The following is a 19,681-nucleotide window of genomic DNA, read 5'->3' as shown; positions in this document are numbered from 1 at the left end:
TTGTAACAGTTGCTTACAAATGTCACGTAATTGTTTAATTAAGCTCTGTTATTATGGCGTTAATAGAAATTTGGGGTAATTAGGATATGCAAACAAATTCACTTAGATGGGTTTTTCCATTTGTTGCGCTTGCGATAGGGGTTGTTGGTTTTAAAGCAATAAACGCGCTTGCCAGTGAGCAAGAAAAAAAGGCGTTAGTTGATACGCGACCAACCGTTCAAGTTGAGCCGGTTTCGGCTAACGACCATCAGGTTATAATTAACAGCTATGGTGAAGTAAAACCGCTGGAAAATACACAACTGTCTGCACAGGTATCGGGAGAGGTACTGAGTTGGCATCCGAGCTTTGTTGCCGGTGGGGTTGTAGCGCGTGGTGAAACCTTATTTTCGATTGAAAAAGATAACTACGAAGCTGCAGTGCTCGTGGCTGAAGCTGAACTTGCTCGCGCCCAAGCGGGTTTAATTGAAGAACAAGCGCAAGCAAAAGTAGCTGAAGACGAAGCAAAACGCTTTCCAAGTAAAGCGCGTACCGATTTATTTTTACGTAAGCCTCAAGTGCTTAGTGCGCAAGCAAATGTTAAATCAGCACAAGCAGCATTAAAACGTGCGCAGCGCGATTTAGAAAACTGTGATGTTAAAGCACCTTACGATGCACTTATTGTGAGCCGTAATGTAGGTGTGGGTCAATACGTGACAATGGGCTCTCAAGTTGCTGAGTTAAACAATATAGAAACGGCTGAAGTTATTATTCCTATTGCAGGCTTTGATAGTGTGTTTTTGCCTGAGCGTATTAAAGGGATTACTGCAACCGTTATTCAAAAAGGCCTTAATAGCTTTACCCGTGAAGGCGTTATTGACCGCGATTTAGGCATTGTAGATAACGCAACACGTATGAGCAGTTTAGTGGTGCGAATTGAAGACCCGTATGGCCTTAAAAATAAGCAGCCAGCAATTAAGTTTGGTAGTTACGTAAAGGTTAATTTTGCCGGTACGACATTAAATAATATCTATCGTTTACCCCAGGCGCTTGTTAACAACCAAACCGTTTGGGTCGTTGGTGAAAACCAAACCCTTGAACCAAGAAAAGTAACGGTAATACGAGAAGAAGGCGAGTACTTCTATATTAGTAGTGGCCTAAAAGCTGACGATAAGCTGGTGGTTACGTTACCAGAATACCCTCAAAAGGGAATGGAAGTTAAAATAGCAGGTGCGCAACCGGCACCTGAAAGCTCTGATGTGAGCACCTCAAATACGCAACAGCTTTAAGGTGTAATACAATGAGTGAATCAACACAAACAAAACAAACAGGGTTAATAGCTTATTTTGCTAATAACTCGGTTGCTGCAAACTTAATGATGTTGTTTATTATTGTTATGGGCTTTTTAAGCTACAAAACGATTCAGCGACAAATGTTTCCTAATATAGAAATTAACTATATTAACGTAAACGCTAATTACCCAGGTGCCTCTCCTCAGGAAATTGAAGAAAGTATTCTTATAAAAATTGAAGAATCACTTAAAGATATTACCGAAATAAAAAAAGGCGTGTATCGCGCATTTAGAAACGGCGGCTCTGCAAGTCTTGAAATTCATACAGACGCAGAGCTCACCGATGTGCTTGATAAAGTAAAATTGCGTGTTGACGGTATAGCTACTTTTCCAGCTGGGATGGAACCGGTCACCATAAGTCAGATTGAATTTAGACAAGATGTAATAGGCATGACACTGGTTGCTGACTTGCCTTTATTTGAGCTTAAGCCGATAGCAAACAATATCGAAGATGAATTGCTGCAATTATCGAATGTATCGCTTGTGGTCAATGATGTACCGCTTGATGAAATAGCGATTGAAATCGATCCAGATACATTACGCCAGTACAATTTAACAATTTCAGATGTTATGAATGCTGTGCGTCGTTACTCTGCTAACTTTTCGGCAGGTCAGTTAAAAACGGATGCGGGTGTTATTTCAGTTCGTGTTGAAAACCAGTTTTATTCAGGCGAAGAATTTAGACAAATTCCGGTAAAAATTGGCGAGTATGGTGCCAAAGTTTTGCTGCAAGATATTGCTACAATTAAAGATCAATTTACTGAAGGTGAGCGTTATTTTAAGTTTAATGGTGAAAATGCTGTTTATTTATCAGTAAAAGCAACGCAATCACAAAATATTATTCCGGTAGCTGAGTCGGTTAAAGCGTATATTGATCAAAAAAATAAAGAGCTCCCACCGGGTGTGCGTATAGAACCTTTAATGGATATGACGTACTACCTAAATGCACGCTTAGATATGATGAAATTAAACCTTCTTCAAGGTGCGATTTTAGTCGCAATTATGTTGTCGCTATTCTTACGCTTTAAGTTGGCATTGTGGGTAATGATAGGTTTACCGGTATGCTTTTTAGGCGCGATGATGGTGATGCCATTATTTGGTATTAGCATAAATATTATCTCGTTATTTGCGTTTATCATGGTGCTAGGGATTGTGGTGGATGACGCCATAGTCATCGGCGAAGCCGCATACAGCGAAGTTGAAAAAAGTGGCGGCGGTGTCGATAACGTTGTACGTGGTGCAAAGCGTGTAGCGACCCCAGCGACGTTTGGTGTACTTACTACCATTGCCGTATTTGCGCCGTTTACGCTTTCGAGCGGGCCTGAAAGTGCCTTTTTTTACGGTATTGCTGTTGTTGTAATGCTGTGTTTGGTATTTAGCTTAATTGAATCGAAACTCATACTACCTGCGCATATTGCACACACACACTTTACCCCTATAAAAAAAGGTGGCTGGCGAGATAGATTTAATACCCACTTTTTTGGTTTTGTAAATGGCCCATATAAACGGTTTGTTTCCAAGTGTGTTGAATGGCGTTGGACTGTTTTATTTAGTTTTATTGCTTTATTAGTCGTTACTTTTGCATTAATTGCTTCAAATCAGGTGCGCACTATTCCTTCACCTAAAGTTCCACATGATTTCCCACAAATTAATATTGAAATGAATGACAACGTATCCGACATTCAAACTATTAATGCTATTCGTGAAATAGAAGCGATGGTGCTTGAGGTAGACAATGAAACAGAGCGTCAAACAGGTCAAAAAATTATCCGCGACTTACTCGTGTTTAACCAAGGCCGTACTGAAGCGCAATTATTAGCCCCATTAGTTGATGAAGACTTACGCCCTTACGATGCGTTTGAATTGTCGCGCCGATGGCGTGAGGCCATGCCTACTATTGCAGGTGTTAAATCGTTAACTATCCAAGACGACGTAGGCGGCGGTGGCGGCAACGGTGGAGGAGAGTTTGGTTATCTACTATTTGGGTCTGACATTGATACATTAAACGAAGCTGGGCGCCGTTTTATTCAATTGCTTCAACAGCAAGAAGGGTTGTTTGATATAAGCTCAACCATAGACCCAGCCAGTAAAGAAGTGCAAATGAGTTTAAAACCCGTTGCATTTGACTTGGGGTTAGATCTTGCCAGTATTGCCAATCAAGTGGGAGCCAGCTTTTATGGTGGCGAAGCACAACGCGTAATTAGAAATGGTGAAGAAGTCCGTGTGATGGTTCGTTACCCTAAACTCACACGCGAAGCATTTTCATCGCTCAAACATACTGTGGTGACCACGCCAACTGGGCGCGAAGTGTTATTGGGTGATGTGGTTGAGCTAACCGAAACACCTGGTATTAGCTACATTCGCCGTGAAGGTGGGTACAGAACTGTTTATGTGTACGGCAGTATTGATGAAGAGCAAATTGAACCGGGCGAAGTGGTTAAACAGGTAAAAGATAACTTATTACCACAGCTTAAAGAAGAATACCCAAGCGTTAAATCAGAACTTGGTGGTGCCATTGAAGAGCAACAGGCGCAAGCCAATGAGCAAATGTTGTTTTTTGCAGGAGGCATGATATTAGTTTACATACTGCTCGCTGTACCGCTAAAAAGCTATTCACAACCGCTTATTGTTATGTCGGTTATTCCGTTTAGCTTAACGGGGGCTATTTGGGGGCACTATTGGTTTGACCTTGATATGAGCTTAATGTCTGGCTTTGGTCTTATTGCTGCGGCGGGTGTTGTAATTAATGACTCCTTGGTTATGACTGATTATGTAAACCAGGTGCGAAAGCAAGGGGTTAGCGTTAGAAACGCCGTAATTGAAGCCGGCTGTGCGCGTTTTAGAGCAATATTGCTCACCTCAATCACTACGTTTGCAGGTGTACTGCCTATTATGTTTGAAACGAGCCTACAGGCTAAGTTTGTAATACCTATGGCGGTTGCGCTGGGGTTTGCAGTTATGTTTGCAACCCTAATTACGCTTATTCTTGTACCTTGTTTGTACATTATATTAGGTGATATTGGGGCATTATTTAAAAACACTTACCGACGTATTTTTAAACGAGGAAGTGTAGAAGTGTCAGTTGATAGCTAATTTTTGCTAAACAATAAAAAAAGGACTGAGTGTTAACACTTAGTCCTTTTTTGTTTTTATTAATTTTTAATTAGTCTTTAAATTGCTTGTGGCAATCTTTACAACCTTTAGCCCATGCACCAAAGGCTTTACCAATAGCTGCTTTGTCACCAGATTGAGCAGCTAGAGCAAGTTTGTCTGCGTTTGCCGCAAACGCATTGGCTTTTTCAACAAATACCGTATTTTCAGACCACACAGCAGCAAGTGCCGATGTATCGCCTTTGTCTGTTCCTGCATAAAACGCTTCCCATGGCATTTTTGAAAGCGCTGCAGCATTATTAGCACGCATTTTGAATTGCTCAGCGTCAAACGGAACCTTGCCCTTAAGCATTGCGCCCATATCACCAATTTGAACTGATAGCATAGAGAATGCACTTTGACGGTATTCAATCGCGTCGCTTGGCTCTTTAAACGCAGAGTTTGCAGATACACTTAGCGCGCATGTTGTTAGTAATGCACCCGCTAGAATCTTTTTAAATTTCATATTATTGCCCCTGTTAACTATTTTTTGACTATCGCTTTGTATCTTAGCTATTGGTTTTATTCAAGCTAATACAGAAAAATTAACTAAAAGTTAATCGTTCATATCAATATCAGCAAATATCATCCCTCGTCGCATACTGCGAGTTGCTAAGAAAACTTCACCTAATAACGACATAAACGCACATATTAACAACGCCATAGCGGCCACAAAACAACTAGCGATAGTAACGCCTAAGTTTATTGATTGAATATGCGACAAAAATAATAGCATAACCACTGCGCATACAAGCAAAGCGCTCAAAACACTTAAACTAAAAGCTATGTGTATACAGCGGGATCGTTTTAATAGAGCGCGAAGTTCTGTTGCGAGTGATTTATTAAAATCTTCATCGGTGCTTACTTTTAACTTGCGCTCTAATTGCCTCGCACGGTCCGTAATACGAGCCAAGCGGTTTGATAAAACGCCAAGGGTTGCAGCAATACCCGTTATTAAAAACACGGGTGCAACGGCTGTTTGTATTACTTTAGCCATAGTTAAAATGTTGATTACATCATTATTCATAAAGTACCTAGTGATAATGCAGTTTTTGTTTACAAATATTCACAAAAGTGAAATGTATTTTTGTTTATATATATCAGTGGCTTGGTGTTTTTTTATTTGTGTTCTTTGTATGCTTTATGCTTATTTGTAACCAAAGTGTTGCTTGGTGGGTAATGAACGTTTTATATTCGTTCATACATTGTAATTTGCTTTATTAATGTGACTACAATAATACATAAAATATCCTAGGGGAACTCATGAGTAACAATATAATAAAAAAGACAGCGATAGCGACGGCTGTTTCTAGCGCATTTGTGGCAACACTTGCAAGTGCCGCTGAATTACCAAAAGCAAATGTTAACTACAAAAAAGTAGAGCAAGTTGTTGAAGTTGCAGCAGACAAAAAAGAGCCTTCGGCTCATATGATTGTTCTTAAAGCAGCAACATCTGTGGATGCAGTAACCGCTGGAACTTATCAGGCTTCAAGTAGCCGTGAAATAACAGCTCAGGTTGAGCAGCTTCAAGACATAATGACTGAAGAGTTGAGCAACTTAGATTTTGATGCAAAAGTAATTGGCAAAACAAAAATTCTTGCTCCAACGTTAATAGTTCAAGCAACACCTGAAGCTTTAAAGCAGATTGCAAAAGATGATCGCGTTGCAAAAGTATTACCAATGTTTGACAGTGAACTTCACGTTGCAGCAAGCTCTGATTATATCAACGCTAAACCATTAATTACTGATGGTATTGTAAGCGGTAAAGGCCAGCGCGTTGCAGTACTGGATACAGGTATTGACTATACTCACGCAGCATTTGGCGGTGCAGGTACTGTTGAAGCATACCTAGCAGCACAAGAAGATCCTACAACGGTTACATGGCCACAAGGCATTGTACAAGGTGGTTATGACTTCATTCGTGATGATGCAGATCCAATTGAAAATGACGCTGCAAATTCACCGTCAACAGGTGATCCAACAAATCACGGTACATCATCTGCAAACTCTGTAAACGGTATTGCACCAGAGGTTGAGCTATACGCATATTCTGTATGTGGTGGTGGTTGTCCAAGTGCAGCACAAGCAGCTGCATTAGAGGCTGCAATGGATCCTAACGGTGATGGGGATATTTCAGATCGTGTTGACGTAATGAACATGTCTCTTGGTGGTGAATTTGGTGACACTTATACTGGTGGTGGTACACAATACCTAGTACAACGTGCTGTTGAATTGGGTGTTAACATGGTAATTTCTGCAGGTAACGATGGTGACAACCCATTCCGTGTTGGTGGTCCAAGTACAACCCCTAACGCCCTGTCTGTTGGTGCAATGACACACCCAACAACAGAAGTTGGTATTGCAAGTGGAACAGTTGCAGGCGTTGAAGGCGATATTCAAGCGTCAGGTTTTGGCCCACAAGAAGGCTTTACCCTATCAGGTGCTGATATTGATTTAGTATACCCTACAGCAAATCAAAACGGCTGTGATGCTTTTGCAGAAGATGTTGACTTTACAGGCAAAGCGGTACTTATAGACCGTGGTGCCTGTGCATTCACACAAAAAGTACTAAACGCACAAGCTAAAGGTGCTGAGTTTGTATTTATTGCAAATAACATTGACGACGGCACACCAGCCCCAATGGGTGGTTTTGATGCTGCCGTAACTATTAAAAACGTTGGGATTAATTTTGCAGCGGGTGCTGCACTAAAAGCACAGCTAGAAGCTGGCGGCCCTGCAACATTTGATATTAGTGTTGAGATTAAAACAACAGCGGGTGCTGTGGCAACATTCTCATCACGCGGCCCTTCAATGGATGGTTTACTTAAACCAGAAATTACAGCGCCAGGTACAAGTATTGACGTAGCAGCAGCAGGAACTCAAACTGGCACTAACCCTGTGTCGGGTACCTCGTTCTCAGGTCCAATTACAGCCGGTGCGGTTGCTATGATCCGTGAAGCTCACCCAAATCGTAATGCGTTTGAAATTAAAGCAACGATTATGAACGCGGCAAACCTTGAAGTAACTAACGAACCTCTTGCTATCAATCCTGATTCAGAGCTTGCGCCTATTAGTATGATAGGTGCTGGTTTAGTAGATGTGACTAAAGCTGTTAACTTACCTGTTGCAGCATGGGTACACAATGCCGAGTTTGATACAAAACAAGCTGCGCTTTCTTATGGTTTAGTGAGCCTTGCAGAAGCCGGTTCTATTACTAAAACAGTCACTGTGAAAAACTTCTCTGCTGAAGCGAAAACATACAACCTTCGTACTGAAGCACGTTACCAAAGCGACGTAGAAACTGAAGCTGTTAGCTGGGATTTCCCAGAGTCAGTAACAATCCCTGCTGGGCAAGCTGTAAACTTTGACATCACAATGATGGTTGACCCAAGTAAACTACCTGCATGGGAATTAGAGAATCCATTTAGTGCTGATGATATTGCTGCTCGTAGTGCTGCACTAACATCGATTGAGTTTGATGGTGCGTTAGTATTTGATGATGCGTCAACAGATACAACCCACGATTTACATGTTGTGTATCATGCAATGCCAAAAGCAGCAACAGAGATAAGTTATACTGCCGAGCTGATTGACAATAAAGTATCATTAGTACTTGAAAATACTGGCCAGACTGAAATCACTCCTCAGGCTGAAAGCATTATTGCAGTAGGTACAGAGAAAACAATGGAAGAGGCAGAGTATAACATTCTGTCGAGCACATTCTCTGCATTTGGTGCAGACTTCTGTGATTCAGGTATTTACATCACTTCATCAATTCAATTACGTGACCCGCTAACGCATACATTCCAAGCAGGTTACAGAGTTGAAATCGATACAGATAATGATGGTGTTGCTGATCAGTTCTTACAAAACCTAAATGACCGTGGTCGCTCAACTGCGTCACCAGGTCGTAGCCGTACATTGATCGGTACTACTGACGGCGCTGGCAACGATGGTTGGGCGTGGGGTACACCACTTCTTCATTCAGCAGGTGAAGATACAATCACATTTACTGGTTGTTCTGAGCTAATGAACATCGATGGGTCGTTACTTGGTCAGCCAATGAACTTCAGAGTATCAGTGGGTTACCCAAGCTACCAATCAGGTGTGTTCTCTGAGACAGACAGTGTAACTGGTTCAGTTGTATTTGGTGTTCAACCAGAAGTTCAAATGACTTCGCTTGAAACTGGCGAAGCTGTTGCATCACTTCTACCTGGTGAAAAAGCAATGGTATCTGCAAGTGGTCCATTTGTTTTATCTCAAGGTGCTGGCACTAACATCATTAAAGCAATGACAAGTGAAGAGCTTACATTACCAGCTATTGAGGCGCCTATCTTAGTGGGTGGTGAATTCTCAGTTTCTGAAGATGCAGCCGATGGTACAGTAGTTGGCGCGCTTACAATTGAAGAAGCTGAGTTTGATTTAGCGGTTTCTGAGTACTACGTTCAATCAAACACCAATATAGGTTTAGGTGTTGATGAGCAAGGCCAAATTGTTGTTGCTGACACCAATATGTTAGCAGGTGATACCACTGCTGAAATGGAAGTTGTTGCGATTGATATTCGAGGCAATGTTTCTGAGCCTGTAACTGTAACTGTTAATGTAACTGCAGTAGTACCTCCGGCCGTTGTTACTCCAGAGCCAGAGAAGAAAAGTTCTTCAGGTTCATTAGCTTGGTTAACTCTTTTAGTTGCACCGTTCGCATTTATGCGTCGTCGCAAGCAAAAGTAAGCTTAAAAACGCTTAAGTACTAAATAAAGGGAGCTTCGGCTCCCTTTTTACATAGCTTCACAAACTAGATCACAAAAGGTATTAATTTTAGGTATATTTAGGTAACAAAAATAATAAGGATTTTGCCTGATGACACGTACTCCCTTTGCACTTGCTGCACTCTCGCTTGCTATTCTAAGTGGTTGTAATAAAGCCCCCGAAGAAACTCATAAAAACACGGTTCAAGTTGAGTCAGCTCAAGTAGTAACCGCGGTTGCACCTATTGCTAAAAAAGTACCCCATGAAATGACCATTCATGGTGATACACGTATTGATAATTACTACTGGCTTAGAGATGACGAACGAAAAGCACCTGAAATCATTAGCTACTTAGAAGCAGAAAATGCCTACTCTGAGGCTATGCTCGCCCATACTAAAACACTGCAAAGTAGTTTATTTGAAGAGCTTAAAGGGCGAATTCAAAAAGATGATGACTCAGTTCCAGTAAAGGACGGAGAGTACTATTACTCGTCGCAAACTCGCGGCGATAACGAGTATGCTACTTATTTACGCAGTAGTGATTTTGCAGGCACCGATCAGGAAGTTATTTTAGACGTAAATGAACTAGCTAAAGGCCATGACTATTTTGCGGTTAGCGGCCTAAATGTAAGCCCAAATGACAACTTAATGGCATATGGTGAAGATACGGTGAGTCGCCGTGTTTACAACATAAAAATTAAAGATTTAAGCACTGGTAAATTATTAGAAGACACGCTTGAAGGCACCAGTGGTTATGTTGTGTGGGCGAACGACAATAAAACGGTGTATTACATCAAAAAAGACGCGCAAACCTTACTCGGTTACCAAGTTTATCGCCATACGCTTGGTACACCACAAAGCGATGATGAGCTTGTTTACGAAGAAACAGACACAAGCTATTACACCGGTATGAGCAAGAGCAAAGACGGCTCAGAAATTTATATTTGGCATAGCAGTACCGATGCATCGGGTTTGTCAGTGCTGAGTGCAAATGATGTAGACGCTAAGCCTAAGCGTTTAATTGAGCGTGAAGCCAACCTTGAATACAGCATTTCAAAATTAGGCAATACTTATTACATTGTGACTAATTTAAATGCGGTTAACTTTCAGCTTATGAAAGTTGATATTGATAAAGCCGGTGATAAAGCAAATTGGCAAAGTGTGATCCCTGCTCGCGAGGATATTAAACTCGAAGACGTTGAGTTATTTGATGACTACTTGGTATATCAACAACGTGAAATGGGCCAATCAACACTGATTGCGCGTAATTTAACATCAGGCAAAGAGTTACCACTAAGCTTTAACGACAGTGCGTACACCATTAATGCGTACGGTAATAACGAATTGAACAGTGATATGCTGCGTGTGTATTACACCAGTATGACGACGCCGGGTTCATCTTATGATGTTAATTTAGCCACTGGCGAAAAAACATTATTGAAGCAACAAACCGTATTAGGTGACTTTAACGCAGATAACTACGCGTCTGAGCGTATTTTTGTTACAGCACGCGATGGCGTAAAAGTACCGGTGAGTTTAGTGTATCGAAAAGAGCTATTTAAAAAAGATGGTACTAACCCATTATTGCAATACGGCTATGGTTCGTATGGTGCAACCATGGATCCGAGCTTTTCTTCTGCACGACTAACGTTACTTGACCGTGGTTTTGTATTTGCAATTGCTCACGTACGAGGCTCGCAAATGTTAGGGCGTCCTTGGTACGAAGCGGGTAAGCTACTTACCAAAAAGAACACGTTTAACGACTTTGTAGATGTAACTAAGTCATTAGTTGAGCAAAAGTATGGTGCAAAAGACAGCATATTTGCACAAGGCGGCAGTGCGGGTGGACTATTAATGGGGGCAGTGGCTAACCAAGCGCCTGAGCTTTATAAAGGCATGGTTGCACAGGTTGCGTTTGTTGATGTGGTGACCACTATGCTGGATGAAACTATTCCGCTTACAACGAACGAGTATGGCGAGTGGGGTAACCCTAACGAAAAAGAATATTACGATTATATGTTGTCTTATTCACCGTACGATCAAGTCAGTAAGCAAGACTACCCTAATATGTTAGTAACTACAGGCTTACACGATTCACAGGTTCAATATTTTGAGCCAGCAAAATGGGTTGCGAAGCTGCGTGACTATAAAACAGATGATAATAAGCTACTATTTAAAATAGACATGGAAGCCGGGCACGGCGGTGCTTCTGGCCGTTTTAAACGCTTAGAAGATGCTGCGTTAAATTATGCATTTATGCTTGATTTAGCCGGTATAAAAAAATAGCCACACCCAAATTCAACTAAGTAATGAGCCAAGGCGTAACGTTAAGTTACGCCTTTTTTTGTGGCAAATTAAAGCTAAACATAGTGCCTTTACCTATTTCACTTTGAACGTTTATTTCACTGTCCATGAGCTTTAATAGCCCGCGGCAAATAGCAAGCCCTAACCCACCTTGTTGGCGGTCCGCTGTATTAGAATTACTAGCTTGGTAGTGGGGATCAAAGATAGCTTGTAACTCCTCGTGTTTAATACCCACGCCGGTGTCCGAAACCTGCACAAATAATTGATTATGGTCACCGCGTTTTACACGTACATCAATACTACCATCACGCGGGGTATGCCTAATGGCGTTATCGATTAAGTTACTTAAAACACGCTCAAGCTTGGCTATGTCGGCAATGACAGGAAAGTCACAAATTTCTGGCTCAACCGATAAATTAATGCCTTTTTTCTCTACGGCCAAACTAAACTTAGCAATACAATCGTAAATGAGCTCTCCTAGGTTAAATGTTTCTTTGTTGATACTTATTTCGCCATTTTCTAGGTGTGCGAGTTCAAAAATTTGCTCTATTAGTTGCTTGAGTTGGCCACAGTTATTCAATGATACTAGCAAGTACTCTTGCTGCTCTTGCGCACTTAATTTGTCACCTGATTGATTTAATACCTCTAAAAAACCTTGTAACGAAGCCAGTGGCGTACGTAAGTCGTGAGATAAGTGAGTAAGTAGCTCTTTGCGTTGTTTATCGCCTTGTTCTAGTGCTTTAAATTGCTCGTTTATACGTGTGAGCATTGCTTGAATAGTTCGGCTTAAGCTGTGGACTTCATTACTTTTTTGAGTTGAATAGATACTCAGCTTTGTATCGGTTAGGCTATAATTAGCAGCCTCAATATTGCTCACATCTTTTGCAAGACGTTGAATAGGATTTGTAAAAAATCGCAGTAAAATAAGCATCGCAATAAATAAAAAAACGAGCGCTGAGCCTAGCCATATGGCAGCCACGAATAACGAGTCGTTACTTTTTATATTATTGAGTGAGGTGTCGTATGCCTCACCACCAATAATTACGTATAAATACCCTTGCAATGTGTTGTTATTAAAAACAGGCGCCACAGAAAATATTTTTTGTTGATCAGGGTTTCTTGGGTTGTCGCCATAAACCGGTGTAGCACTTGGGTTGGCTATAAGGTGCTTTAAAGGCGTTAAATTAATATGTGTACGCTTCACTTTTCCGGGCTCTGCGGAGTAAGTTAATATTTTTCCGTTTTCGTCTACAAAGTAAAATTCAAAGGCGGGGCCGAGTAACATTAAAGTATGAAATAGGTTTTCAAGGGCTTCGTAATCGTATACACCCTCTTTTATCAATGGATTGTCTTGTACTAAATGCTCAGCCAGCGCTAAATGTAAATTTTGTTCGCCATGATGTTTAGAGTTGAGTTCTAGCTGTTTACTCCAGCTATAAACCAGCGCGCAAATAAAACAAAAAATAACGGCTAACGACACTGCTAATTTTTGGTACAAAGAGAGTTTCATAATAAAAGTCTTAATTAAGTTGGCTTGGATTGAGTTTGTATCCCACACCCCAAACGGTTTCTATAATAGGTGTCGATTGGTGCAATTCAAGCTTTGCCCGCAACCGATTAATATGCGAATTAACGGTATGTTCGTAACCGCTGTGCTGGTACCCCCATACTTTATCGAGTAGTTGCTGGCGACTAAATACATGGTTAGGATGGCGTGCAAAATACACCAGCAAATCAAACTCGGTGGCAGTTAGGTTAATTGCCTGTTCGGCCAAATACACTTGATGGGAGTCAAACGCAATGTTTAATGAGCCAACTTTAAGGGTTTGTTCACTTACAACAGAGGGTTCATCGGTATTTTGGCTCGCAAGTAACTGTGCTCTGTGTCGAAGTTGGGTTTTTACTCTGGCTTGTAGTTCACGTGCAAAAAAGGGTTTACAAATATAGTCGTCTGCGCCCATTTCTAGGCCAATAACTCTGTCCATGTCGCTACTTAGTGCGGTGAGTAAAATGACTGAAGTGGCTGGGTAATGTTCTTTTATTTTACGACATAAACTCAATCCATCCATTTGCGGAAGGTTTATATCCAGTAAAATAAGCCCGTAGGGGTGCTTAGCTATTTTCTTTAAAGCCAGTTCAGCACTGACAACATGATCCACATGTAGATTTAGCGATGTAAGCTGTGTGGTAATTAATTTACCAATTTCTCTGTCGTCTTCAACTATGAGTAATTTTTCATGACGCATCGTTTATCCTCGTAAAAAGGGGGCTTCCATGCTCCCCAACTTCCCCATTACAAGCTGGTATATCGAGGTTGATATTGATAAACGAATTACTGAGTGCGGGTAATAACCACTTTTGCTAATGGGTTATCAAATTTATGTTCAGGGCTAAGCACTGAACTAGATAAACCATCTTCATTTGTAACGACACCTGGGTGTCTTGCTACAAAATTAACATCATCACGGGCTTCATTAAAACCTTCTCCGCCATCAGCAGGACCGGGTATCGTACCAGCTGCTTCTGTATTTGCTTCAGTACCTGCATCATAAGCAACGGTGGTGCGAGTTAAAGAGTCGCCCACGGCTAATGAAGATACGTCTAAAGCACTAAGACCGGTAAACCCATCATTTGTATTCACCATCATAGTGGCAAGCGACAGCTTAAGTGCTTCAAGTGAGTCTGTGGTTAATGTGATCGTGGTATTAGCACCAGGTCCAACAGGACCTTCGCTTGATGCGTTGGCAATGGCGTTTTCTAATGCAAGCAGTTGGCTGTTGTCGCCTCCTTCAGCCATGGTTTCTAATGCAACCGATGCCGCACTGCCAATTTGCCAAAGTGTGCCTTCTGTATGTGCAATAACAGCAATTGGCGATAGTGGCTGCCCTGCAGTTAAGTTGCTTACTGTTACATCAAATGTATAGCTTACAGGCTCAGGTGTTGGCGGTGTAACAACCTGAACAGGATCGTTACTATCGTTGTCGCCACAGGCTGCAAGTGAAGCTGCTAGTGCAACAACCACGATGCTTTTTTTAAAGTTATTTAAAGATGCCATGATTACGCTCCTACTTAACCGTAACGGTTAGCTTAGCCACTGGGTTTAACCATCTGTGAACCGTATTACTTAAATCGCTATTACCAGCGGTTAAATCGTCGTCACCTAATGTGCCTGGGTGAATATGCACGTTAATGTTGCTATCGGTACTTGTTAAGCCTGCGCCACCTGTACCCGCATTATCACCTGGTGCTGCAGGAATACCTGGCGTGCCCGGTGCACCAGAACCTTCAACCACTAGCTCGTTATTTTGCTCAGTGCCCGCATCGTATGCATTTAAATAAACCGTGTAGGTGCCTGCTTCGGTTGGTATTTTCCAGCTATCAAGGCCAACAAAGCCATCGTTTGTAGGTAGTAACATAGCGGTCACCGATAAGTAATCGTTACCGTCAGTCGTTATTAGTGTTGTCATGGTTGATGACGATGGCGCTAATAAACCTTCTGCTGGGTTTGCAGCCATATCGCTACCTGCTGCAGTGGCTTGTGCCATTAGCTCAGCAATATTGCCACCTTCAGCCATTGTTTGTAATGCGGTAGAAGCTTCAGTTGCAACTTCAAAAAGCTTATCTTCACTGTTGTGTGCTGTAACTAGTAGCGGAGTGAAGTGAATGCCTTGGGTTAGGTTAGTTATTGTTAAGTCTAACTCTGCAGCCATGGTTGACTGGCTAGCTACCGCTAAAAGAGTTGCAAGTGTAAATGTTGAAGCTTTCATTTTTTATTTCCTGTAAGTGATGATTCGAGATAAGTATTGAATAATCGTCTCCAGAAACTCTCACAAACTTATCACTTTTTTATCACAGACATTTAGGCTGTGATTTTTGTAAATAAATACGCCAGAAAACTTATATAACTGTGTATAATTAAACCGCATTATAAAAATTAAAGGATTGTTTTATGGAATAAAATCAACAGGTTAAAGTAGTAAATAAAGATGAGCGCACATGGGCAATGTTGTGCCATTTAAGCGCATTTGCTGGTTTTATTGTGCCGTTTGGTTCAATAATAGGGCCATTAATTATTTGGTTAATTAAAAAAGATGAAATGCAAATGGTCAATGAGCACGGTAAAAAAGCGCTTAATTTTCAGATAACCATGGCCATTGCCTATATTATTTGTTTTGTGTTGATGTTTGTTGTGATCGGTGTAATTTTACTTCCTATTGTGGCTATATTTGCTTTTGTGGTGGTGGTTTTAGCGAGTATAAAAGCAAACGAAGGGAAAGAGTTTAATTACCCACTGAGTTTAAATTTGATAAAATAAAGCGTTAGCTATTATTCTGCAAACCCAGCTATAAGCTGGGTTATTACGTTTAGCCTAAGGGCATTATGCTTTATTTTACTTTGTTTATTAGTGCGTTTATTTCGGCCACTTTATTACCAAGCTCCTCAGAAGTCGTTTTAATAACGATGATTACCCAATCAAACGCAAACATCTGGCTTTTATGGTGCGCAGCTACGCTGGGTAATGTATTGGGCAGTTGTGTGAATTATTGGCTAGGTACGCAAGTATTACGCTTTAAACATAAAAAGTGGTTTCCGGTATCAGAGCAAGGGCTTGAAAAGGCGCAAAATCAGTTTAATAAATACGGCGTGTACAGCTTATTGTTTGCATGGCTGCCTATTGTTGGCGATCCACTAACAGTCATTGGTGGTATTTTTAAAGTAAAGTTTAGCGTGTTTTTGGTTTTAGTAACACTTGGCAAAGGCGCACGCTACTTAGCGGTTATTGCCCTTGCCGTGGGGATAGAAGCTCTTATTTAAGCTATACGCACGCTACTTTGTCCAATCAAGTGTTAGTGATACAGAGTCCGCGAAGCGAAGCGCATGCGGTTTATCTACACGGGCTTTAGCGTAATTTACACTTGGATGAGAATGACAAACCGCAAGAATTTCAGCTACGAGCTTTTCTAGTAATAAAAAGTGCCCTTGCTCAACTAAACTAATTACCTCTTTGGTGATCACTTTATAGTTAAGTGCTTGGTCTACTTCATCGGTTTTACATGCGTTATCCGCAGGGTAGTGAATCTCTAAATTAATGACTACGTCTTGCTTTTTTTCACGCTCTTCAGGATTAAAACCAATAAATGTACGCAAGCGTAAGTTAGTAACATTAATAATTGCGTTGGCCATAGATTACCCTTTAATAAGCTGCAAAAATTCGTTGCGTGTTTTAGGGTCGCTTCTAAAGTTACCCAGCATTACCGATGTACGCATGCTTGAGTTTTGCTTTTCTACACCACGCATCATCATACACATGTGCTTAGCTTCAACAATAACACCTACGCCTTTTGCGCCGGTTACTTCTTCAACGGCTTTGGCAATTTGATGTGTTAACTGTTCTTGTATTTGAAAGCGACGCGAAAACATATCAACAATACGCGCAAATTTAGATAACCCCAGCACTTTGCCATTTGGAATATAAGCAATATGGCAGCGACCAATAAATGGCAGTAAGTGGTGCTCACACATAGAGTAAAGTTCTATGTCTTGTACTAATACCATGTCGTCGGCATCAGAGGTAAATACTGCATTATTGGTAATTTCATCAAGCGTTTGGCGATAACCTTGTGTTAGGTATTCCATTGCTTTTGCCGCACGTTTTGGTGTGTCTAATAGACCTTCACGTTCAGCGTCTTCGCCTACGGCGGTTATAATTTTTTGGTAGCTGTCTTTTAATTCGTTATGCATAGGTGTCTCAGTGTTTTTTACTTTAAATGACGTCCGCCATCAACAGGAATAGAGCGCCCTGTTATGTACTGACTTTGTAAGAGTAAATCAATGCTGTTTACAATTTCTTGGCACCCAGGTTCGATGCCCATCAATGATTTTTTGAGTGTTTTAGCGCGGTATTGTTCGTCGTCGTGCTCGTTAAAAATAATAAGCGAAGGCGCAACCGCATTTACTTTTATATTGGGTGCATATTTAGCACTAAACGATTTCGTTAGATTATCAAGTGCGCCCTTGCTTGCCGCGTATGCCAAATGCTTAGGGCTACCTGTTTCAACTACATAGTCAGTAAGGTGCACAATATCTGCGGCGGTGCCACTAGCTTGCTGGTACGCTAAAAGTAAGTCAGCGCACTGCATATTAATTAAGTAAGGTGTTTTGGCATGTATGCGCATCATGTTATCAAAAAGCTTAGCGTGGTCTGGGTTATTTGCTTCACAGTCCCAGCTAGATGCGTTGTGTATAACAGCCTTTAAAGACTGGGTATGGGCTCTCAATGTATTAATAAACTCATTAATTCCCGCATCAGTACTAAAATCGGCATGAATACAGGTCACCCCTTGCTGCGCTAGTTTTTCTACAGCATTATGGCGAGTACGGTAAGTAATAATGACTTCTTGCCCTTGAGTAAGGTAGTGCTTAGCAAGGGCTAGGCCGATTCGTTGGCCAGCGCCAGTGATTAAAATGGGCGATGTCATATAATGCGGTGTTCTCTTTGGTAAGTTTTTAATAAATATTAATACGTTGAGCGTAATGTGTACGTAATATTTGAATAGGGCGATCAAAAAAGCAAATAAACCCAATACGGTTAATTGCTTTTTATATCACTTATATCAATCGTAAATTGTTGGTATTGGCTGGCGCTTATGTTGCGTACGCAGATAAATGCCAATTAACTTTTGTTCTACCTCTTCAGAGACAGGTTTGCCCTCTAAAAAGTCATCAATTTGATTGTAACTTAAACCAAGCGCTTCTTCGTCGGTGAGGCCTGGTCGGTCGCTTTCTAAATCGGCTGTAGGGGCTTTTTCAACAAGCAATGCTGGCGCGCCTAAAGCAGTCGCTAGTGCGCGAACTTGGCGCTTAGATAAGCCAAAAAGAGGCGCCAAATCACATGCACCATCGCCAAATTTAGTGTAAAAGCCTGTAATATTTTCAGCGCTATGGTCGGTGCCAACCACTAAACCTTGACTAAAACCGGCAATTTCGTATTGGGAAATCATGCGTTGGCGCGCTTTAACGTTACCTTTAATAAAATCTATTTGTGCTTGTTCTGGTAATGCGTCACCGCTGCTAGTCATTGCCATTAACACTTGCTCATGCAATGCATCGGCAGCAGGCTGAATGTTAACGGTCATGCGCTTACTTGGCTGAATAAAATCAACCGCCATTTGCGCTTCGTCTTCATCAGCTTGAACACCGTAAGGTAAGCGCACAGCAATAAATTGGTATTTATTAGTGCTGTGTTCTTCATTTAATTCGTTAACAGCTAATTGGCATAAACGGCCGCAAGTTGAAGAATCAACCCCGCCACTAATACCAAGCACAAGCGATCGTGAGTGAGCCGCAACTAAACGTGCTTTTATAAAGTTAACTCGACGAGATATCTCAGCGTTTACATCAATGGTTGGCTGAACTTTCATTTCAGTCATTATTTCGGCGCGCATTGCCGGCTCCTTGTAATATTTTAAATGTGATACGCAATAAACTTATTATGTGATTTAGTTTTACTTATTTAAAGCCCTAAATGTGCTTTTATCTGGTTAAGTTCTGCTTTTAGCTCTTCTACTTCGCGTAATAAATCGTTTAACTCTTTATCTTTAATCGCTTCGCTGGGTAAATTAATGGTATCGCTATCAGGTGTAATTTGTTGCTCACCAAATAAATGAATATATCGGCTTTCACGTTTACCTGCTTCGCGCGGTAGTTTGGCGACTTGCTCGTTTTCAATTAGTTTATTTAGGGCGTTTTCAACCTCATCTACATTATTAAAATCAGCGAGGCGAGCGCTGCGAGTTCTTAATTCGCCGGGTGTTTGGGCACCGCGTAACAGCAATAGGCAAATAACGGCACGTTGTTGTGCTGAAAACTGTAAGCTACTAAATTCGGTATTACAAAAGCGGTGGTCGTACTTATTTACCCGCCCTGAAGGCGCTTCATCAACAGTAACTAGGCGTATATCTATAAGTTCATCTAGCGCATTTTGAACATCACTTTCTGTTAAATTAAGAACAGGATCGCGATTCGATTTTTGATTACATGCATTGGCTAGCCCATTGAGTGATAAAGGGTAATGCTCTGGCGTAGTGCTTTGTTTTTCTAGAAGGCAACCAATAACACGTTGTTGATTTGGTGATAACTGCATAAGTACCC

The 19,681-nt window shown here is 41.3% G+C and carries 16 protein-coding genes and 1 pseudogene; 6 read left to right on the top strand and 11 right to left on the bottom strand.

What is annotated here, in order from left to right; genetic code table 11:
* The first annotated feature begins 86 nt into the window (after window positions 1-86).
* Window positions 87-1,265, top strand: coding sequence for an efflux RND transporter periplasmic adaptor subunit (locus KZZ04_RS12410; protein ID WP_219422866.1), 1,179 nt, complete (start codon window positions 87-89; stop codon window positions 1,263-1,265).
* Between the two features lie 11 nt (window positions 1,266-1,276).
* Window positions 1,277-4,420 carry an efflux RND transporter permease subunit gene (locus tag KZZ04_RS12405; protein ID WP_058403696.1) on the top strand — a complete coding sequence of 1,048 codons (3,144 nt, stop codon included), beginning with the start codon at window positions 1,277-1,279 and terminating at the stop codon, window positions 4,418-4,420.
* 70 nt (window positions 4,421-4,490) lie between these two features.
* Here KZZ04_RS12405 and KZZ04_RS12400 read toward each other — a convergent pair whose 3' ends face one another.
* Complete coding sequence (locus tag KZZ04_RS12400; RefSeq protein ID WP_058403697.1) at window positions 4,491-4,943, bottom strand: cytochrome c; 453 nt, start codon at window positions 4,941-4,943, stop codon at window positions 4,491-4,493.
* Window positions 4,944-5,033: 90 nt separating this feature from the next.
* Window positions 5,034-5,504 carry a DUF2721 domain-containing protein gene (locus KZZ04_RS12395; protein ID WP_006792500.1) on the bottom strand — a complete coding sequence of 157 codons (471 nt, stop codon included), beginning with the start codon at window positions 5,502-5,504 and terminating at the stop codon, window positions 5,034-5,036.
* Between the two features lie 236 nt (window positions 5,505-5,740).
* Between KZZ04_RS12395 and KZZ04_RS12390 the strand changes: the two genes are divergently transcribed.
* Together KZZ04_RS12390 and KZZ04_RS12385 are read left to right on the top strand one after the other, a co-directional pair.
* The gene (locus KZZ04_RS12390) at window positions 5,741-9,208 is read left to right on the top strand and encodes a S8 family serine peptidase (protein WP_219422865.1); all 3,468 of its coding nucleotides are present in this window, start codon (window positions 5,741-5,743) and stop codon (window positions 9,206-9,208) included.
* Window positions 9,209-9,337: 129 nt separating this feature from the next.
* Window positions 9,338-11,512, top strand: coding sequence for a S9 family peptidase (locus KZZ04_RS12385; protein ID WP_058403699.1), 2,175 nt, complete (start codon window positions 9,338-9,340; stop codon window positions 11,510-11,512).
* Between the two features lie 46 nt (window positions 11,513-11,558).
* Here KZZ04_RS12385 and KZZ04_RS12380 read toward each other — a convergent pair whose 3' ends face one another.
* The 4 genes from KZZ04_RS12380 to KZZ04_RS12365 all read right to left on the bottom strand — a co-directional run bounded on the left by KZZ04_RS12380 (window position 11,559) and on the right by KZZ04_RS12365 (window position 15,297).
* Window positions 11,559-13,040 (bottom strand): cell wall metabolism sensor histidine kinase WalK, encoded by a 1,482-nt coding sequence (locus tag KZZ04_RS12380; protein WP_138528126.1) that lies wholly within the window; start codon window positions 13,038-13,040, stop codon window positions 11,559-11,561.
* Window positions 13,041-13,050: 10 nt separating this feature from the next.
* Window positions 13,051-13,776 carry a response regulator transcription factor gene (locus KZZ04_RS12375; protein WP_138528124.1) on the bottom strand — a complete coding sequence of 242 codons (726 nt, stop codon included), beginning with the start codon at window positions 13,774-13,776 and terminating at the stop codon, window positions 13,051-13,053.
* Between the two features lie 86 nt (window positions 13,777-13,862).
* A complete protein-coding gene (locus tag KZZ04_RS12370) occupies window positions 13,863-14,585 on the bottom strand; it encodes a spondin domain-containing protein (RefSeq protein ID WP_058403702.1) in 723 nt (240 codons plus the stop codon).
* 10 nt (window positions 14,586-14,595) lie between these two features.
* On the bottom strand, window positions 14,596-15,297 hold the full coding sequence (locus tag KZZ04_RS12365) for a spondin domain-containing protein (protein ID WP_058403703.1): 702 nt from the start codon (window positions 15,295-15,297) through the stop codon (window positions 14,596-14,598).
* Window positions 15,298-15,479: 182 nt separating this feature from the next.
* Here KZZ04_RS12365 and KZZ04_RS12360 point away from each other — a divergent pair.
* Both KZZ04_RS12360 and KZZ04_RS12355 read left to right on the top strand, forming a co-directional pair.
* A pseudogene (locus tag KZZ04_RS12360) lies at window positions 15,480-15,845 on the top strand (DUF4870 domain-containing protein).
* Between the two features lie 65 nt (window positions 15,846-15,910).
* The gene (locus KZZ04_RS12355) at window positions 15,911-16,345 is read left to right on the top strand and encodes a YqaA family protein (RefSeq protein ID WP_219422864.1); all 435 of its coding nucleotides are present in this window, start codon (window positions 15,911-15,913) and stop codon (window positions 16,343-16,345) included.
* Between the two features lie 12 nt (window positions 16,346-16,357).
* On the opposite strand, the gene folX is transcribed toward KZZ04_RS12355, so the two are convergent.
* The 5 genes from folX to KZZ04_RS12330 form a co-directional block, all read right to left on the bottom strand.
* On the bottom strand, window positions 16,358-16,714 hold the full coding sequence (gene folX / locus KZZ04_RS12350; protein WP_008129424.1) for a dihydroneopterin triphosphate 2'-epimerase: 357 nt from the start codon (window positions 16,712-16,714) through the stop codon (window positions 16,358-16,360).
* Window positions 16,715-16,717: 3 nt separating this feature from the next.
* On the bottom strand, window positions 16,718-17,272 hold the full coding sequence (gene folE, locus KZZ04_RS12345) for a GTP cyclohydrolase I FolE (protein WP_010557916.1): 555 nt from the start codon (window positions 17,270-17,272) through the stop codon (window positions 16,718-16,720).
* A 17-nt stretch (window positions 17,273-17,289) separates the two neighbouring features.
* The gene (gene folM / locus KZZ04_RS12340) at window positions 17,290-18,009 is read right to left on the bottom strand and encodes a dihydromonapterin reductase (protein WP_219422863.1); all 720 of its coding nucleotides are present in this window, start codon (window positions 18,007-18,009) and stop codon (window positions 17,290-17,292) included.
* Window positions 18,010-18,144: 135 nt separating this feature from the next.
* Window positions 18,145-18,975 carry an ammonia-dependent NAD(+) synthetase gene (gene nadE, locus KZZ04_RS12335; RefSeq protein ID WP_219422862.1) on the bottom strand — a complete coding sequence of 277 codons (831 nt, stop codon included), beginning with the start codon at window positions 18,973-18,975 and terminating at the stop codon, window positions 18,145-18,147.
* Window positions 18,976-19,043: 68 nt separating this feature from the next.
* Complete coding sequence (locus KZZ04_RS12330) at window positions 19,044-19,673, bottom strand: YceH family protein (protein WP_058403707.1); 630 nt, start codon at window positions 19,671-19,673, stop codon at window positions 19,044-19,046.
* Between the last annotated feature and the right edge of the window lie 8 nt (window positions 19,674-19,681).

The organism is Pseudoalteromonas sp. CR1 (assembly GCF_019392235.1).
GTDB lineage: Bacteria > Pseudomonadota > Gammaproteobacteria > Enterobacterales > Alteromonadaceae > Pseudoalteromonas.
The sequence above is the reverse complement of the archived record's forward strand: the minus strand, read 5'-3'. Positions and strand labels throughout refer to the sequence as shown.

Excerpts from the sequence above, each read along its gene's own strand:
- KZZ04_RS12375 (WP_138528124.1), bottom strand. The coding sequence starts at position 13,776 with ATGCGTCATGAAAAATTACTCATAGTTGAAGACGACAGAGAAATTGGT.
- KZZ04_RS12405 (WP_058403696.1), top strand. The coding sequence starts at position 1,277 with ATGAGTGAATCAACACAAACAAAACAAACAGGGTTAATAGCTTATTTT.
- KZZ04_RS12365 (WP_058403703.1), bottom strand. The coding sequence starts at position 15,297 with ATGAAAGCTTCAACATTTACACTTGCAACTCTTTTAGCGGTAGCTAGC.
- KZZ04_RS12355 (WP_219422864.1), top strand. The coding sequence starts at position 15,911 with ATGCTTTATTTTACTTTGTTTATTAGTGCGTTTATTTCGGCCACTTTA.
- KZZ04_RS12330 (WP_058403707.1), bottom strand. The coding sequence starts at position 19,673 with ATGCAGTTATCACCAAATCAACAACGTGTTATTGGTTGCCTTCTAGAA.
- KZZ04_RS12395 (WP_006792500.1), bottom strand. The coding sequence starts at position 5,504 with ATGAATAATGATGTAATCAACATTTTAACTATGGCTAAAGTAATACAA.
- KZZ04_RS12390 (WP_219422865.1), top strand. The coding sequence starts at position 5,741 with ATGAGTAACAATATAATAAAAAAGACAGCGATAGCGACGGCTGTTTCT.
- KZZ04_RS12385 (WP_058403699.1), top strand. The coding sequence starts at position 9,338 with ATGACACGTACTCCCTTTGCACTTGCTGCACTCTCGCTTGCTATTCTA.
- KZZ04_RS12380 (WP_138528126.1), bottom strand. The coding sequence starts at position 13,040 with ATGAAACTCTCTTTGTACCAAAAATTAGCAGTGTCGTTAGCCGTTATT.
- folX (WP_008129424.1), bottom strand. The coding sequence starts at position 16,714 with ATGGCCAACGCAATTATTAATGTTACTAACTTACGCTTGCGTACATTT.
- nadE (WP_219422862.1), bottom strand. The coding sequence starts at position 18,975 with ATGCGCGCCGAAATAATGACTGAAATGAAAGTTCAGCCAACCATTGAT.
- folM (WP_219422863.1), bottom strand. The coding sequence starts at position 18,009 with ATGACATCGCCCATTTTAATCACTGGCGCTGGCCAACGAATCGGCCTA.
- KZZ04_RS12370 (WP_058403702.1), bottom strand. The coding sequence starts at position 14,585 with ATGGCATCTTTAAATAACTTTAAAAAAAGCATCGTGGTTGTTGCACTA.
- KZZ04_RS12400 (WP_058403697.1), bottom strand. The coding sequence starts at position 4,943 with ATGAAATTTAAAAAGATTCTAGCGGGTGCATTACTAACAACATGCGCG.
- folE (WP_010557916.1), bottom strand. The coding sequence starts at position 17,272 with ATGCATAACGAATTAAAAGACAGCTACCAAAAAATTATAACCGCCGTA.
- KZZ04_RS12410 (WP_219422866.1), top strand. The coding sequence starts at position 87 with ATGCAAACAAATTCACTTAGATGGGTTTTTCCATTTGTTGCGCTTGCG.